General features: G+C 63.1%; 17 protein-coding genes. 14 read left to right on the top strand and 3 right to left on the bottom strand.

Going from position 1 to position 16482, the window contains the following annotated elements:
* The first annotated feature begins 263 nt into the window (after positions 1-263).
* From AB4Z20_RS27470 to AB4Z20_RS27460, 3 genes are all read left to right on the top strand, one after another.
* Complete coding sequence (locus tag AB4Z20_RS27470; RefSeq protein WP_003202495.1) at positions 264-704, top strand: c-type cytochrome; 441 nt, start codon at positions 264-266, stop codon at positions 702-704.
* A gap of 3 nt (positions 705-707) precedes the next feature.
* Positions 708-2135: a cbb3-type cytochrome c oxidase subunit I gene (locus AB4Z20_RS27465; protein ID WP_214510190.1), complete on the top strand. Its 1428-nt coding sequence runs from the start codon at positions 708-710 to the stop codon at positions 2133-2135.
* A 178-nt stretch (positions 2136-2313) separates the two neighbouring features.
* Positions 2314-4152: a nitric oxide reductase activation protein NorD gene (locus AB4Z20_RS27460; RefSeq protein WP_442091135.1), complete on the top strand. Its 1839-nt coding sequence runs from the start codon at positions 2314-2316 to the stop codon at positions 4150-4152.
* Positions 4153-4156: 4 nt separating this feature from the next.
* Here AB4Z20_RS27460 and AB4Z20_RS27455 read toward each other — a convergent pair whose 3' ends face one another.
* Positions 4157-4357, bottom strand: coding sequence for a protein DnrP (locus AB4Z20_RS27455; RefSeq protein WP_258688259.1), 201 nt, complete (start codon positions 4355-4357; stop codon positions 4157-4159).
* Entirely contained in the window at positions 4354-5037 is a 684-nt protein-coding gene (locus AB4Z20_RS27450) for a Crp/Fnr family transcriptional regulator (RefSeq protein ID WP_003202487.1), read from the bottom strand. The genes AB4Z20_RS27455 and AB4Z20_RS27450 overlap by 4 nt, the downstream gene beginning before the upstream one ends.
* Before the next feature lie 565 nt (positions 5038-5602).
* Between AB4Z20_RS27450 and AB4Z20_RS27445 the strand changes: the two genes are divergently transcribed.
* Both AB4Z20_RS27445 and AB4Z20_RS27440 read left to right on the top strand, forming a co-directional pair.
* Complete coding sequence (locus tag AB4Z20_RS27445; protein ID WP_442091132.1) at positions 5603-6793, top strand: NnrS family protein; 1191 nt, start codon at positions 5603-5605, stop codon at positions 6791-6793.
* Between the two features lie 25 nt (positions 6794-6818).
* Positions 6819-7256: a hypothetical protein gene (locus tag AB4Z20_RS27440; RefSeq protein ID WP_442091130.1), complete on the top strand. Its 438-nt coding sequence runs from the start codon at positions 6819-6821 to the stop codon at positions 7254-7256.
* A 191-nt stretch (positions 7257-7447) separates the two neighbouring features.
* Here AB4Z20_RS27440 and ytfE read toward each other — a convergent pair whose 3' ends face one another.
* Entirely contained in the window at positions 7448-8122 is a 675-nt protein-coding gene (gene ytfE / locus AB4Z20_RS27435; protein ID WP_024616171.1) for an iron-sulfur cluster repair protein YtfE, read from the bottom strand.
* 159 nt (positions 8123-8281) lie between these two features.
* Between ytfE and norR the strand changes: the two genes are divergently transcribed.
* The 9 genes from norR (at position 8282) to AB4Z20_RS27390 (ending at position 15843) form a co-directional block, all read left to right on the top strand.
* On the top strand, positions 8282-9814 hold the full coding sequence (norR, locus tag AB4Z20_RS27430; RefSeq protein WP_442091127.1) for a nitric oxide reductase transcriptional regulator NorR: 1533 nt from the start codon (positions 8282-8284) through the stop codon (positions 9812-9814).
* Between the two features lie 206 nt (positions 9815-10020).
* Positions 10021-10668, top strand: a complete 648-nt coding sequence (gene pdxH / locus AB4Z20_RS27425; RefSeq protein WP_442091125.1) for a pyridoxamine 5'-phosphate oxidase — start codon at positions 10021-10023, stop codon at positions 10666-10668.
* 284 nt (positions 10669-10952) lie between these two features.
* Entirely contained in the window at positions 10953-11507 is a 555-nt protein-coding gene (gene moaB, locus AB4Z20_RS27420) for a molybdenum cofactor biosynthesis protein B (protein ID WP_014339169.1), read from the top strand.
* The gene (locus AB4Z20_RS27415) at positions 11504-12739 is read left to right on the top strand and encodes a molybdopterin molybdotransferase MoeA (RefSeq protein WP_442091123.1); all 1236 of its coding nucleotides are present in this window, start codon (positions 11504-11506) and stop codon (positions 12737-12739) included. The genes moaB and AB4Z20_RS27415 overlap by 4 nt, the downstream gene beginning before the upstream one ends.
* Before the next feature lie 81 nt (positions 12740-12820).
* Entirely contained in the window at positions 12821-13816 is a 996-nt protein-coding gene (gene ubiU, locus AB4Z20_RS27410) for a ubiquinone anaerobic biosynthesis protein UbiU (RefSeq protein WP_253475376.1), read from the top strand.
* A gap of 11 nt (positions 13817-13827) precedes the next feature.
* On the top strand, positions 13828-14718 hold the full coding sequence (locus AB4Z20_RS27405; protein ID WP_003202470.1) for a U32 family peptidase: 891 nt from the start codon (positions 13828-13830) through the stop codon (positions 14716-14718).
* Positions 14712-15182, top strand: a complete 471-nt coding sequence (gene ubiT / locus AB4Z20_RS27400) for a ubiquinone anaerobic biosynthesis accessory factor UbiT (RefSeq protein ID WP_442091120.1) — start codon at positions 14712-14714, stop codon at positions 15180-15182. Before AB4Z20_RS27405 ends, ubiT begins: the two co-directional genes overlap by 7 nt.
* A complete protein-coding gene (locus tag AB4Z20_RS27395; protein WP_301300460.1) occupies positions 15182-15547 on the top strand; it encodes a putative zinc-binding protein in 366 nt (121 codons plus the stop codon). Before ubiT ends, AB4Z20_RS27395 begins: the two co-directional genes overlap by 1 nt.
* Positions 15548-15678: 131 nt before the next feature.
* Positions 15679-15843: a hypothetical protein gene (locus AB4Z20_RS27390; protein ID WP_442091137.1), complete on the top strand. Its 165-nt coding sequence runs from the start codon at positions 15679-15681 to the stop codon at positions 15841-15843.
* The last annotated feature ends 639 nt before the right edge of the window (positions 15844-16482 follow it).

The following is a 16482-nucleotide window of genomic DNA, read 5'->3' as shown; positions in this document are numbered from 1 at the left end:
CTCCCTCGCGGGTGCTGACACACCAGTGATAGCTACGGCCTCTTTCCCCGCGCGCACCCAATCTTAAGCCGAGCACTTGTTTGCTGCGCGACAGCGCAGCGTCGGCGACGCGGCGGGGACTCCCTCGCCACAAAAGCTGCTCTCCATCATCGCGGTGTCCTTGCAACAACCCACCAAAACCATCGGAGATTCTTGATCGCCATCAAGCGGTTTCCCGCCCCTCGCTTCCTAGAATGAACACGCCAAGCAATGAGGAAGTGACCATGTCAGATACTTTCACCAAAGGCATGGCCAGGAATATTTATTTCGGGGGAAGCATCTTCTTTTTCCTGATATTCCTGGCCCTGACCTACCACACGGAACAGACCTTTCCAGAACGCAGCAACCAGGCGCAATTGACGGAATCGGTGATACGCGGCAAGGGCGTCTGGGAGCGCAACAACTGCATCGGCTGCCATACCCTGCTGGGCGAGGGCGCGTACTTTGCGCCGGAGCTGGGCAACGTGGTCAACCGTCGCGGTGGCGATGAAGCCTTCAAGCCGTTCCTGCAGGCCTGGATGAAAATGCAGCCGCTGAACGTTCCGGGTCGTCGGGCCATGCCGCAGTTCAACCTGAGCGAGCAGGAGGTCGACGACATCGCCGAGTTCCTCAAGTGGAGCTCGAAAATCAATACCAATGGCTGGCCGCCAAACAAGGAGGGCTGAGAGATGAGCATGGCTAATCCGCATCTGAAATTCGCCTCGCAGGCCGTCGCCAAACCCTACTTCGTGTTTGCCCTGATGCTGTTCCTGGGGCAGGTGTTGTTCGGTTTGATCATGGGCCTGCAATACGTGGTCGGCGACTTCCTGTTCCCGCTGATCCCTTTCAACGTGGCCCGCATGGTCCACACCAACCTGCTGATCGTCTGGCTGCTGTTCGGCTTCATGGGCGCGGCGTATTACCTGATACCGGAGGAGGCCGACCGCGAACTGCACAGCCCGAAACTGGCGATCGTGCTGTTCTGGGTGTTCGCCGCCGCGGGTGTGGCGACGATCCTGGGCTACCTCTCGGTGCCTTATGCCACGCTGGCGAAGTTCACCGGCAACGACTTGCTGCCGACCATGGGCCGCGAGTTCCTGGAGCAGCCGACCATCACCAAGATGGGCATCGTGGTGGTGTGCCTGGGGTTCCTCTACAACATCGGCATGACCCTGCTCAAAGGTCGCAAGACCACGGTCAGCATGGTGATGATGACCGGGCTGATCGGCCTGGCGGTGTTCTTCCTGTTCTCCTTCTACAACCCCTCGAACCTCGCCCGCGACAAGTTCTACTGGTGGTGGGTGGTGCATCTTTGGGTGGAAGGCGTCTGGGAACTGATCATGGGTTCGATGCTTGCCTTCGTCCTGATCAAGATCACCGGTGTGGACCGCGAAGTGGTCGAGAAATGGCTCTACGTGATTATCGCCATGGCGTTGATCACCGGGATCATCGGCACCGGCCACCACTTCTTCTGGATCGGTGCGCCCGAGGTCTGGCTGTGGGTGGGCTCGATCTTCTCGGCGATGGAACCGCTACCGTTCCTGGCCATGGTGGTCTTCGCCTTCAGCATGGTGAAAAACCGTCGTCGGCAACACCCGAACCGCGCTGCCACGTTGTGGGCCAAGGGCACCACGGTCACCGCGTTCTTCGGCGCGGGCGTCTGGGGTTTCCTGCACACCCTGGCACCGGTCAACTACTACACCCACGGTTCGCAACTGACCGCGGCCCACGGGCACCTGGCCTTCTACGGCGCCTACGCAATGATTGTGATGACGCTGATCAGCTACGCCATGCCACGCTTGCGTGGGTTGGGTGAAGCAGCGGACGAACGCTCGCAGCGCCTGGAGATCTGGGGCTTCTGGTTGATGACCTTGTCGATGGTGATGATCACCTTGTTCCTCACCGCAGCCGGTGTGGTCCAGGTGTGGTTGCAACGCTGGATGACGGATGGCAGTGCCTTGCCATTCATGGCCACGATGGATCATTTGAAGCCGCTGTTCTGGGCGCGACTGGTCAGCGGCGTCGGGTTCCTGGCCGGGTTGCTCTGCTACCTGTTCAGCTTCCGTCAACGTGGCCGTGCGGCCCTGCGTGCACCGGCGGCGGTGGTGCCTTCGTAAATCCTCACCACTGAGACTGTGGCGAAGGAGCTTTTGTGGCGAGGGAGCTTGCTCCCGCTGGGCTGCGCAGCAGACCCTTTTTGATGGGCGCTTCGCACCCAAGCGGGAGCAAGCTCCCTCGCCACAAAAGCAGTATGAGCCAGTCTCTTCACTGCAATGGGTCGATAGGAGAACAACCATGGCATTCACCCTGGAGCTGGAAGAATGGGTCGGCAGTGTCTGGCACCGTTTCATCACCCGCCGGGCCAGTGCTGATTTTCCTGAGGCCCGGGTCGAGCTGGTCCCCCGGCAACGCGCGTTGCAGGTGCTGTTTCGCGCCACCGGCGGTGCGCCTCACCTGGGGGTGGAAGCGGTCAGCGACCGTGACCTGTTGCTGCGTCGCAACCTGTTGCAGCAGATCGCCGGCACCTGCAAGCAAGTGCCCCTGGCCTGTTGCGATGGCGATAACCTGCGGCTGCCGGCGAGCCTGGCGACGTTCCCCGATGTCGGGCTCAACGAAGAGCTGTATCGCTGGCTCGCCTTGCTGGCCGCGCAGTCGGGGCCGATGAAGCACTGGGGGCGGGACAATCAGCGCTGGACCCTGGCGGTGTTGAAACGCTATCCGGCGCTGCGCCCTCGCTACCGGCGGTTGGTGGACGCGCACCTGTCCCTGCGCCCCGATCCGGCCACGCTCAACCCGGCCGAAGCCGCCCTGGAGCGGGCGTTGTGCCAAGCCTTGCGCGAACCGGGCAGTGTCGAACATTTTCCACGCAGCGAGCGGGCGGCCTGGCCGTTGCCGCTGTGGCTATACCCACCCCAACACCTGGCCAATCCCCAGGCCGCCAACCTTGAGGAGTCCGAGCAATACCTGGCGACGCCGCCCGGTGAACAGCAGGGCGGGCGCAAGCGCGCCGAGCGAATCGACGACACCACCCGTGACGGTGGGCTGCTGATCGTGCGCCTGGAAAACCTGTTCAGCTGGACCGAACACGTGGACCTGGATCGCTGGGCGGATGACAGCGAAGACCCGGACGCCGCTCGCGTCGCCGAGGACTTGGATCAGTTGACCCTGTCGCGCACCCGCTTGCGCAAGGGCGGTGGTTTGAAACTGCACCTGGACCTGCCGCCGGCCGATGTGGATGACATCCCGTTGGGCGCAGGCATCCTGTTGCCGGAATGGGATTACCGCAAGCAACGGCTGCAGGACGACTTCGTCAGCCTGCAAACCTTCACCTCTCGCGATAGCCAGCCCCAGCCGTTGCCCGCACGCCTGCGAAGCTCGGCCCAGCGCTTGCGTCGCCAGTTCGAACACTTGCGCAACGATCGCCAATGGTTGCGCCAGCAAACCCAAGGCTCGGAACTGGATCTGCAAGCCTGGCTGGACTTTCATGTCGAGCGCCAGCACGGGCAGTGCAGCGAACGCGGACTGTTCATGGACCAGCGCCAGACTCGCCGCGACCTGGCCTGCCTGCTGCTGGCCGATCTGTCGATGTCCACCGATGCCCACCTCAACGACGAGCACCGGGTGATCGACGTGATCCGCGACAGCCTGTTGCTGTTCGGCGAAACCCTGTCGGTGCTGGGGGACGATTTTGCCTTGTACGGGTTCTCTTCCTTGCGCCGCCAGCAGGTGCGCATGCATGAACTCAAGGCGTTCAACCAGCGCTATGACGACCACACCCGCGGACGCATCCAGGGGCTCAAGCCCGGTTACTACACGCGCATGGGCGCGGCGATTCGCCAGGCCACGCAACGGTTAGCGGGCTGCAAGCGGCGGCGCAAATTGTTGTTGCTGCTCAGTGACGGCAAGCCCAATGACCTGGATCTTTACGAAGGACGCTACGGTGTGGAAGACACCCGCCAGGCAGTGCTGGAAGCCCGGCGCCAAGGGTTGACGCCGTTCTGCATCACCATCGATCGCGAAGCGGGGGATTACCTGCCGTACATGTTCGGGGCCAACGGCTACACCTTGATTCGCCAGCCCGAGCAACTGCCGCTGCGTTTACCGCAGTTGTATCGGCAGTTGACTCAGGATTGAGGGCTCAGGCGATGCTGCGGGGCAGCCAGAAGAACATGACGATGCAGAAGATCGTCAAGCCGACACAGAACCAGGTGAAGCGCCGCAACCGGCGCTCGCCGGCCTTTGCGGCCTCGACTGGCAGGGGCATGCCGCACTGGCGGCATTCGGTTGCATCACCGGGTTGGGTCTGTTGGCAATACAGGCAAGTGGGCTGCGCGCTCATTCGAATTGTTCCAGACGCAGGCGATCGAGAATGGCGATCTGGCGACCGTCCTGGGTGATGATTTTTTCATCGATCAGGCGGCGGATGATCCGCGAGAAGGTTTCCGGCTGGATCGACAAGTGTCCGGCGATCAACTGCTTGGCCATCGGCAATTCGAACTGGCTGTCCACGGTTTGCAGGCGCACCAGTTGCGTCAGCAGGTAGCGCACCACGCGGTGAGTGGCGTTCTTCAGCGACAGGGTTTCAATCTCGTTGACCCGTTGGTGCAGGCGCACACAGAGCTTGCCGAGCAGGGCGAAGGTCAGCCGGCTGTTGCTTTGCAGCAGACGCATGTAGGTGGCGTTGGACAGCCGGTAGACCTGGGTCGGGCCGACGGCTTCGGCGGACGCGACGTAGTTGGGGGTGTCCATCAGCATCATGGCTTCGGCGAAGGTCTGGCGCTCGCCGATCACCTCGAAGACCTTTTCCTGGCCATCCGGGGTCAGCCGGTAGATTTTCACCGCGCCGGAAATCACGAAGTAAAACGCCTGCGCCGGTTCTCCCTGGCGGAACAGCGGATCGCCCCTGTCGATGTTCAGCAGTTGGCTGTTGCTCATCAATTCGTTGAGCTCTTCTTCGTTCAACGGCTCGAACAGGTGATGGCTGCGCAGAATCTGGTGATGGACGCGGTGGAGCACCATGGCATGGAATCCTTGTAAGGGCGAAAGAGGTGAACGGGGTCAGACCAGGCTCAGGGACAGGCCGCTGGCAAGCGCCACGACGCAGGAGAGCAAGACGAACCAGGTAAGCGGCAGGACGACGGATTTCATGGATGACCCCGACAAGAAAGGTGATGCCGTGCCTGAGCAAGAGACGGGCCATGCCTGCGGGGGTTGATTCCTGGGGTGTTGAGGTTGGGGTGGGTACAAATGACCCTGACGTTTAAGGGTAAAAATAACCATGAAAGGGTCATAAATACCCTTTGTGGCTATAGTCCTTGTGGGAGCGAGCTTGCTCGCGATGACGGTAGCACACCCAACATCAATGCCACCTGACCCACCGCCATCGCGAGCAAGCTCGCTCCCACAGGGGGCCGAGGTGTTTTAGCAGACAGTTAGACCCGGTTCGGCAAGCCCCTTGCAAGTACCTGTTCGAGGCGATGCGCTGGCTTGATCTGAGACAAGGCCGGCCGGCGTCGATAGCCGATCATTCGAACCCTGGTTTGTCGTACCTCGCTGGCGGTTCAGCGAGGCAAAGGAGTGATGTATGCAAGTGCTTGACCGTCGCAAGGCCATGGCCATTTTGCCGTTGTGGCGCCTGGCGTTCCGGCCGTTTTTTTTGGCCGGGTGTGTATTGGCGCTGTTGGTCGTTCCACTTTGGCTCGCGGCGTTCACCGGGCGCTTGTCCACCTGGCAGCCGGCCGGCGGCTGGTTGGCCTGGCATCGGCATGAACTGTTGTTCGGTTTCGGCCTGGCGATCATTGCCGGGTTCCTGCTGACGGCGGTGCAAACCTGGACTGGAATCCCGGGCCTGAGCGGCAAGCGCCTGGCAACCCTGGCGTTGTTGTGGTTGGGCGCGCGGCTGGCCTGGTTGGTCGATGCGCCCTGGCCGTTACTGACGCTGCTGGAGCTGGGTTTTGCCCTGGCGGTCGCCGCGTTGATGGGCGTGATGTTGTGGCGTGTGCGGCAGAAGCGCAATTACCCGATTGTGCTGGTATTGCTGCTGTTGGCCGCCGCCGATGCGTTGTCCGTATACGGCCTGGTGCAGCACAACGAGGGCTTGCAGCGCCAGAGCGTGCTCACCGGCCTGTGGCTGGTGGCGGCGATGATGGGGTTGATCGGCGGTCGCGTGATTCCATTCTTTACCCAGCGCGGCCTCGGACGGGTCGAGGGCGTTTCCCCTTGGCCGTGGCTTGATCGCCTGTTGCTGGCAGGGTCGGCGCTGGTGGCGTTGTTGTATGCCTTCGGTCCGGCGCTGGTGGCCAGCGTCTGGGTCGGCCTGTTGTTCGCCGCGTTGGCGGTGGGCCACGGGATTCGACTGGTGCGTTGGCATGATCGGGATTTGTGGCGGGTGCCGCTGCTGTGGTCGTTGCACCTGGCCTATGCCTGGCTGGCGGTGGCTTGCCTGGGCATGGCGCTGTGGCACTTCGGCGTGCCAGTGAACCCGAGCCTGGCGGTGCACGGCCTGACCATCGGCGCCATGGCCGGGCTGATCCTGGCGATGGTTGCCCGTGTCAGCCTGGGCCATACCGGGCGCGCCCTCGAGCCGCCGGCGGGCATGACCCTGGCGTTCATCCTGCTGAACCTGGCGTGCCTGAGCCGCGTGCTGTTGGTGCTGCTGTTGCCGTTGGCCGGGCTGTGGCTGGCGGCGCTGTGCTGGACGCTGGCGTTCGGTCTATACGCCTGGCGCTATGGGCCGATGCTGCTCAAGGCCCGGGTGGATGGGCATCCGGGATGAGCCGGTTGGGCAGAGGGAATCGATAATGTACGGGGTCTTGCTGGTTACCCACCTGTTGGCGGCCATCGCTTTCATTGGCACGCTGTTTTTCGAGGTCTTCATCTGGCATAGCGCCCGCCGGCCCTTGGCCCAAGGCGTCAAGGACGCTGCCGACCAGGCCATCGCCCAGCGCTCGCGGCATGTGCTGCACGGCGTCGTGCTGGTGCTGTACGGCGCCGGCATGGCTCTGGCCTGGCAGCATCGCGGCGCATTGAGCCAGCCGTTGAGCAACAGCTTCGGCCTGCTGCTGAGCCTGAAGATCCTGCTGGCGCTGAGCATTATCGGTCACTATTTGTGGCTGGCGTACTGGCTCAAGAGCGGTCGCCTGACACCCGGCCGCGCCTGTTGGTTGCGCCGCAGTATCCTGGGGCACATGGTGCTGATCGTGGTGTTGGCGAAGGCGATGTTCTATTGGCAGTTTTGAGCTGCGGATGAGGGCGGCAAATGAGAGCTGCGAATGAGAGTTGCAAATGAGAGTTGCAAATGCCTGTGGGAGCAAAGCTTGCTCGCGATGGCGTAGTGTCAGTCAACATTGATATTGACTGACACTACGCCATCGCGAGCAAGCTTTGCTCCCACAGGAGTCACACAGGAGTAATGGGCAATGTTTGAGGGTTAGCGAGCAGGCTTCATCGCAGTGACGAACAACACATTGTTTTCCAGGTGGATGTGCTGCATCAGGTCATCACGAAACTCCACCAGTCCGCGATACAGGGCGCGCCAGGTGTTGCAGGCGTCGGCGGGTGGGGTGATCTGGTCGGTCAGGGTGAGCATGGTTTCCAGGGCTTCACCGTGCTGGTCGTGTTCGTAGCGCAGCACCTGGATCGGCGCCGAGGCCCGTTCGCCAAGGCCTTGTTGCAGCATCGGGAACAGCACCTGTTCTTCCTTGAGCATGTGGCCTTCGAGTTCCTGGTACATGTCCTGCAGGTGATCGGCCAGGCCGTTGGGGCAACTGGGGCGTGCACCGTGGACCTGCTCGACGCGCCGGGCCAGGCGGATCAGTTCCGGCAGCTGTTCGCGATGGCGCGCGTGGTAGCGCTCCAGGATGTGGGCAATCAAGGTCGCCTGGGGCTCGTCGCGCCAGTCATGGCCCAGCTCCCCGGCGGCTTGCAGGGTGCGCAGGGCGTCGGCGATCAGCAGCGGGTTCAGGCCTTTGCCCAGCGCGGCTTCGCGCAAGGATTTTCGCCCGCCGCAACAGAAGTCGAGGTTGTAATGATGGAAGGTACGGGTAGCACCGGGAATGTCGCAGGCCAGTTGGCCGAGGCTTTGTTCCAACAGATCGAGGCTCATCATGTTTCCTTGGGTTGAATCCCGGCAGGGACAGATGAGCGAACTTTGCAGTCGACGTGCCAAATTCAACTGATTGAAAACAAAGCATTAAATTTTTGTCAGGGTGATTGTCACCCTGATTGTGAAGGGTCAAACGAACCCTGGAGGGTCATCACTACCATGCTGCGTGAAAGCCTGGCCGCCGACCTGATCGTCGAGCTGCCCAATGCGGTGCGATTGCAGCGCCTGGTGCAGACCCTGCGCGAATACTTCAACAGTGGCGCCGTGGGGCTGCTGCGCCTGGACGATGACAGTCTCAGGCCCGTGGCCACCGTGGGCCTGGTCCACGAGGCGCTGGGACGGCGCTTCGTGATTGCCCAGCACCCGCGCCTGGCGGCGATCATGGCGTCGCGCGAACCCACCTGGTTCGAGCCGGACAGCCGTTTGCCGGATCCTTATGACGGCTTGCTCGACAACCACGTCGGTGAGCCACTGCCGGTGCATGACTGCATGGGCGTGAGCCTGTACGTGGAAGGCCGGCTCTGGGGCGCGATCACCCTGGATGCGTTGCACGCCGGCACCTTCGACAGCCGTGCCCGCGAGGAACTCAAACGCTGTACGTTGCAGATCGAGGCGGCGGTGCGGGTCACTCGCCTTGAGCAGGAAAACCGTAGTCTGCGAGCATCGCGCAGCGACCAGACCGACCTGCGGCTACCCGCCGAAGAGGGCGAGATCCTCGGGCGCAGCGAGGGGTTGCAGCAGTTGCTCAACGAGCTGGATGTGCTGGCGGACTCCGAACTACCGGTGCTGTTGCTGGGCGAAACCGGCGTCGGTAAAGAGCTGTTCGCCCGGCGGCTGCATCGCCTGTCCCGGCGCGGCCACAAGCCGCTGGTCCAGGTCAACTGCGCGGCGTTGCCCGAGTCCCTGGCCGAAAGCGAGTTGTTCGGCCACGTCAAGGGCGCGTTTTCCGGGGCGACCACCGACCGGGCCGGGCGCTTCGATGCGGCCAATGGCGGCACGCTGTTTCTCGATGAGGTTGGTGAATTGCCGTTGAGCGTCCAGGCCAAGTTGCTGCGCACCCTGCAGAACGGCGAGATCCAGCGTCTGGGGGCGGACAAGCCGCTGCACGTCGATGTGCGGATCATCGCCGCCACCAACCGGCACCTGCCCGACAGCATTCGCGACGGGCTGTTTCGCGCCGACCTGTATCACCGTCTCTCGGTCTATCCGGTGCCGATCCCACCGCTGCGCGAGCGCGGCCACGATGTGTTGATGCTGGCCGGGCACTTTCTCGAACTGAACCGCACGCGCCTGGGCTTGCGTGGGTTGCGCCTGTCACCGGCGGCTGAACAGGCGTTGCTGGCGTACAGTTGGCCCGGCAATGTGCGGGAGCTGGAGCACGTGATCAGTCGCGCGGCGTTGAAACAGCTGAGCCGCGGCGCCAGTCGCAGCCTGATCATGACCCTGGAACCCCAGGTGCTGGACCTTGACGTCAACGCCAGCGCCGCTTCGGCGCAGGCGCTGCCGGAACAGGCTCTGCAAGCGTTGGAGGCGCCCGTGCAACCCTTGAGCGAGGCCGTCGACGGTTGCCAGCGACAGGCGATCCTCAAGGCCCTGGAACGCTGCGGGCAGAACTGGGCGGGGGCGGCGCGGCTGTTGGAGGTTGACCCGAGCAATCTGCATAAGCTGGCGCGGCGGTTGGGGCTTAAGTAGCCGTTGACCGGCTAGACCGAGTTGCCTTCATCGCGAGCAAGCTCGCTCCCACAGGGATCTTGTGAACACAGCAGATCACCTGTGGGAGCGAGCTTGCTCGCGATAGCGCCCTTCAACCCACCACAAGAACCGCCATTGACAACGATCAAGGCCCGCCACCGCCACAGAATCCACACTGGCCAAAATCCATCGTGGAGATCACCGTCATGCCCCTTTCCCTGGCCAAAATGCGCCGCCAGTACACCCTCGATGGCCTGGATGAAGCCCAGGCCCCCGACGACCCCATGGCGTTGTTCGCACTCTGGATGCAACAGGCCCGCGACACCGAAAGCCCGCCGGTGGAAGCCAACGCCATGGCCTTGGCGACGGTGGACGAGCAGGGCCGGCCTCACTGCCGGGTGTTGTTGCTCAAGGGCTTCGACGCCCAGGGCTTTTCTTTTTTCGGCAACTATGACAGCGCAAAGGGCCAGGACCTGGCGGGCAACCCCTGGGCGGCCATGACGTTTTTCTGGCCGGGGCTGGAGCGGCAAGTACGCATCGAAGGGCCGGTCGACAAACTCGATCCGGCGCTGTCGGATGCCTATTTCGAATCCCGTTCCGTCGCCAGTCGCCTGGGGGCCTGGGCGTCGCCACAAAGCCGACCACTGGAGGACAGGGCCGCGCTGGAGACCTTGCTGGCGCAAACCGAAAAACGCTTTGCCAATCAACCCGTGCGGCGCCCCGGCCATTGGGGAGGCTATTGCCTGCGGCCCGAACGGATGGAGTTCTGGCAGGGCCGCACCGACCGTTTGCACGATCGTCTCGACTACCGCCTGCAGGATGGCGGCTGGCAGCGTTGCCGCCTGGCGCCTTGAGTGGATGCCTTGTAGGAGCTGCCGAGCGTAGCGAGGCTGCGATCTTTTGATCTTTTGATCTTTTGATCTTTTGATCTTTTGATCTTTTGATCTTTTGATCTTTTGATCTTTTGCTTGAGACTCAAGTGGCCCGGGAAAGATCGCAGCCTCGCTTCGCTCGTCAGCTCCTACTGGGACAGGATCGTTCTTGCATGGGGTGCCAAGGGAGGTACCTCCAACGAGGAATAGGCCCGGCAACGATTGCGGTTCAGGCTGGGCCATCTTTTCTGACAGGACGGCTGATCATGGCCCATCTGACGCAACGCCTCTTTCAACCGCTGAACATCGCGGTCCTTACCATCAGCGATACCCGCACCTTCGACACCGACACCTCGGGCCAAACCCTGGCGGACCTGTTGCAAACGGCCGGACACGTGCTCATCGACCGTGGGTTGGTGAAAGACGATATCTACCAGATCCGCGCCCAGGTCTCCCAATGGATCGCCGACCCCAAGGTGCAGGTGGTGTTGATGACCGGCGGCACCGGGTTCACCCCGCGCGACAACACCCCCCAAGCGGTGGCGCCACTGCTGGACAAACACGTCGACGGTTTCGGCGAGCTGTTCCGCCAGGTGTCGCTGGCGGAGATCGGCATGTCCACCCTGCAATCGCGCGCCTTGGCGGGCATGAGCAATGGGGTGCTGGTGTGCTGCTTGCCGGGTTCGCCGGGGGCGTGCCGGACCGGGTGGGAGCAGATCCTGGCCGGGCAATTGGACAGCCGCACTGGCCCGTGCAATTTCACCCCGCACCTCAAGCCCCAGGACGGCATCGCCCCAACGGCTTGCGAGACCCGCTCGTGAGCGGCCGGGTCTGCGACAGCGGCGTGCTGATGCCGGTGGATGAGGCGATCCGTCATCTGCTCGACCAGGCACCGCCGCCACCGCCCGTGCAACGGGTTGGCCTGGACCAGGCCCTGGCGCGTGTGCTGGCCACTGACATTGTGTGCCCGATGAACCTGCCGGCCTGGGACAACAGCGCGATGGACGGCTATGCCCTGCGGGTCGCTGACCTGCCGGGTGACGGCGGCTACCTGCTGTTGGGTGGGCGGATCGCCGCGGGTGAAGAACCGGGCGAGCCGTTGCAAGCCGGGCACGTCGTGCGGATTTTTACTGGCGCGCCGCTGCCACCGGGGGCCGACACGGTGGTGCCGCAGGAAAGCTGTCGCGTCGATGGCGAGCGGGTCTGGTTGCCGCCGGTCAACGGCGGTGACCATGTTCGCAAGGAAGGCGAGGAACTGCGTCGAGGAGACCGGCTGCTCGAAGCCGGCACGCGCTTGCGCGCCCAGGAATTGGGTTTGCTCGCCGGTGCCGGGGTCGGCCAGGTGGACGTTTACCGCCGCTTGCAAGTGGGCTTGCTCAGCAGCGGCGATGAGCTGCGCGAGCCGGGCGAGCCACTGGCGCCAGGACAGATCTACAACAGCAATCGCCATAGCCTCGCCGCACTGTTGCGCGGTTGGGGTGTCGAGGTGCATGACTTCGGGGTGATGCCCGACCAGCTATTGGCCAGTCGACAAGCGTTGCGCCTGGCCGCCGCCGAATGCGATGTGCTGATCACCTCGGGCGGTGTCTCGGTGGGTGAAGAAGACCACCTCAAGCATGCCATCGAAGCCTTGGGCAGCATCGACCTCTGGCGCCTCGCCATCCAGCCGGGCAAGCCCCTGGCCTTTGGCGATGTGGAAGGCAAGCCTTGGATCGGGCTGCCAGGCAACCCGTCGGCGGCATTGATTACCGCACTGATCGTCGTGCGTCCGTTCCTGTTCCGGGCCCAGGGCATGGGCGACGTGTTACCTGTGCCGTTGCAGGTGCCAGCCGGGTTCGACTGGCTCAAGCGCAACCGACGCCGGCAGTACCTGCGGGCCAGGTTGGTTCCGGATGCCAGCGGCCACCTGTGTGTGGAACTGCACCCTCAGCAAAGTTCGGCGATGCTGACGGCCGCTTGCTGGGCCGATGGGCTGGCGGTGGTGGAGTGTGAGGCGCAACTGCACAAGCACGACAAGGTGCTGTACCTGCCATTCGCCGAGCTGATGCATTGACGGCAATTGATTGTCGTCAAGGTCGCCGGCCGAGGGCTGGCTAGACTGGCGGCGCTTGAGTTTTTCTCATGAGGATGCCCCATGCAACTGGTTTGCCCGGCAGGGAATCTGCCTGCCCTCAAAGCGGCGGTGCGCCAAGGCGCCGATGCCGTCTATGTCGGCTTTCGCGATGACACCAATGCCCGGCATTTTGCCGGGCTGAACATGGACGACAAGCAGTTCGACGCGGCTGTCGCACACATCCGTCAGCATCAACGCAAGCTGTACGTGGCGGTCAATACTTACCCGCAGCCCAAGGGCTGGGAGCGCTGGCAACGGGCGGTGGACCGCGCCGCCGATTTCGGCGTGGATGCCCTGATTGCCGCCGACCCTGGCGTGCTCAGCTATGCCAGCCAGCGCCATCCTCGGTTGGCGCTGCATCTTTCCGTACAAGGCTCGGCCACACACGCAGCGGCCCTGGCGTTCTACGCGCAGCGCTATGACATCCGTCGCGCCGTGCTGCCGCGGGTACTGTCCCTGGCCCAGGTGCGACAGGTGGCGGCGGGCAGTCCGGTGCCGATCGAAGTTTTCGGTTTCGGCAGCCTGTGCATCATGGCTGAAGGCCGTTGCCACTTGTCTTCCTACATCACCGGCGAATCGCCGAACCTGTGCGGCGTCTGCTCGCCCGCCAAGGCGGTGCGCTGGAGCGAGGATGCCCAAGGCCTCAGCGCACGCCTGAGCGAGGTGCTGATCGACCGCTACACCCCCGAAGAACCGGCCGGTTATCCGACCCTTTGCAAAGGCCGCTTCCTGGTCGGCGGCAAGCGCTTCCATGCGCTGGAAGAACCCACCAGCCTCGACACCCTCGACCTGCTGCCGGAGCTGGCGGCCATCGGCGTTGAAGCGGTGAAGATCGAAGGTCGCCAACGCAGCCCGGCCTACGTTGAGCAAGTGACCCGGGTCTGGCGCGCCGCACTGGATGCCCATAAGGCCGCGCCGCAACGGTTCCGGGTGCAGGAAGAATGGCGCCAGGTGCTGGCTGGCTTGTCCGAAGGCAGCCAGACCACCCTGGGTGCCTACCATCGATCATGGCAATGAGGGGAGGCCAGATGAAACTCAGCCTGGGACCGGTCCTGTTTTACTGGGACAAAGCGCAACTTGGGAATTTCTATGCCGAGATGTCGGCATTGCCGCTGGACGTGATTTACCTGGGGGAAACCGTGTGTTCGAAACGCCGGGCGTTCTCCCTGGATCAGTGGCTGGGCTTGGCACGCGAGCTGCAAGCGTGCAGCCAGGCACAGATTGTGTTGTCGAGCCTGACGCTGATCGAGGCAGCCTCGGAGCTGTCCTCGCTGCGACGCCTGTGTGACAACGGCCAGTTGTTGGTGGAAGCCAACGACATGGGCGCGGTGCAGTTCATGGCCGAACGCAAGCTGCCTTTCGTCGGCGGCCCGGCGCTGAACTTGTACAACGGCCACGCCCTGGGGCAATTGCTCGACAGCGGCATGATCCGTTGGGTGCCGCCCGTGGAGTGTTCGGCGGCGCTGATCGGCGATGTGTTGGAGCAGGTGCGGGACATGGACCGCGAGGTGCCCGAGGTGGAAATCTTCGCCTACGGTCATCTGCCCTTGGCGTACTCGGCGCGCTGCTTTACCGCCCGAGCCGAAAACCGCCCCAAGGACGACTGTCAGTTCTGCTGCATCAACTACCCCGACGGCCTGGCGTTGAGCAGTCAGGAAGGCCAACAGTTGTTCACCCTCAACGGCATCCAGACGATGTCCGGCGAGGTGACGAACCTGCTGGCCGACTACAACGCGTTGATGGCCTGCGGCGCCGATGTGCTGCGCCTGAGTCCGCGTGCCCAAGGCATGGCCGAGGTGGTCACGGCCTTCGACAAAGTTCGCCAGGGCGAGGCACCGCCGCTGTTCGTGGACGGTTGCAATGGTTACTGGCACGGCCATGCCGGCATGTTGAAGGTAGAGGAGGCGGGCCTGTGTTGAGTCCGAAGAAGTGGGTGCTCAAAGGCGCCGACCGCTTGCTGCCGTTGGTGGGCAAGGTGCCGTTCGTGGTGCAGCGACTGGCGTTGCAGCAGGCGCTCAATCGCTGCCTGGCCGAGCCGCTGCGCGATGGCGGGTTCGAGGTGCTGCGTGGGCGCTGGTTGTGCCTGCGCGTGCCCGACCTGAAGCTGTGCTGGTACCTGACCTTGGCACGGGACGGATTGCGCATTGCCGAGCACGCCGAGGCTCAGGTCACCATCAGCGGTAACTGGCGCGAGTTCCTGTTGTTGGCCAGTCGGCAGGAAGACCCGGATACGTTGTTCTTTCGTCGGCGGTTGGTGATCGAGGGGGATACCGAGTTGGGGCTGGCGTTGAAGAACTTGATCGACAGTCTTGATCCGGAGGTGTTGCCGCCGTGGCTTTGGCGCAATCTGGAACGGGCGGGCAAGGGGTTGGCGACGGTCTGATGAAAGCCCCGAGTTTATTGCCTCTGGTGTATTCGTGTTCCGGTTGTTCCAACGTGGCGCAACTGGCCAACACCGTCGCCCTGCGGTTGGACCGTGCGGGTTTGGCGGAGATGTCTTGTATTGTCGGGGTGGGTGGGCATGTGGCGCCGCTGGTTGACAAGGCGCGGTCGGGGCGGCGGATCATTGCGTTGGATGGTTGTCCATTGCAGTGTGTTCAGGCGTGCTTGCGGCAGCACGATTTGGTGGCGGATGTGCATGTGATTCTGAACCAGCTGGGGTTGCGCAAGCGGTTTGGGGTGGATTGTAGTGAGCCTGAGATGGAGTTGGTGTTTTCGCGGGTAGTGGGGTTGATTGATGTGGGTTAGGTTGGGTGAATATCCATTTCTTTGGTAATGGCGGCTTATGGTTCCGCTCTTACAGCGGCTCACTTTTGAGAAACGCAAAAGTAAGCAAAACGCTTTATGCCCCACCACTTGGTGCCTCGCTTAGGCTCGGCATGCCCTCACTCCGGCATTGCTCCGTGGGCCGCCGCGAAGGGCCATCCATGGCCCAGCGCGGCTATCCCGGCATCCATGCCGGGTTGCCCACTGCGCAATACCTGCGTTCAGCCATCGTGGTTAACGGGGCGCCCGAGATCAACGTCCATCGCGAGGCGGCCTAACAGCCGACCTGGTTCTCCTGGTCGTACACCCATCAGATCTGTGGGAGCAAAGCTTGCTCGCGAGGCGGCCTAGTAGCCGACCTGTTTCTTCGGCTGTCCCCAATCCAAATTGTGGGAGCGAGCTTGCTCGCGATAGAGGTGGGTCAGTTTGCAGTGATGTTGGCTGTGTTAACGCCTTCGCGAGCAAGCTCGCTCCCACAGGTTCTTGTGTCGTATGCAGATGCTTTGAGCGCCCGAAAACCCATGTGGGAGCGAGCCTGCTCGCGATAGCGGTGGGTCAGTTTGCGGTGGTGTTGGCTGTGCCGACGCCTTCGCGAGCAAGCTCGCTCCCACAGGAGAAACACGGTCCCACCAAGAACCAGGTCGGCTATAAGGCCGCCTCGTGGTGGACGTTGATCTCGGGCGCCCCGTTAACCACGCTGGCCGAACGCAGGCATTGTGGAGTGGGCACCTCGGCATGGATGCCGAGGTAGCCGCGCTGGGCCATGGATGGCCCTTCGCGGCGGGCCCACGGAGCAATGCCGGAGTGAGGGCATGCCGAGCCTAGGCGAGGCACCGAGTGGTGGGGCAGAAGCGCTTTGGTTACTTTCGACTGGGCCGGCTTCCGGGCTTTTCGAAAGTGACCCGCAAGTGACCCGC

The sequence above is a fragment of the Pseudomonas sp. KB_12 genome (assembly GCF_052114545.1).
Lineage (GTDB): Bacteria > Pseudomonadota > Gammaproteobacteria > Pseudomonadales > Pseudomonadaceae > Aquipseudomonas > Aquipseudomonas brassicacearum.
The sequence above is the reverse complement of the archived record's forward strand: the minus strand, read 5'-3'. Positions and strand labels throughout refer to the sequence as shown.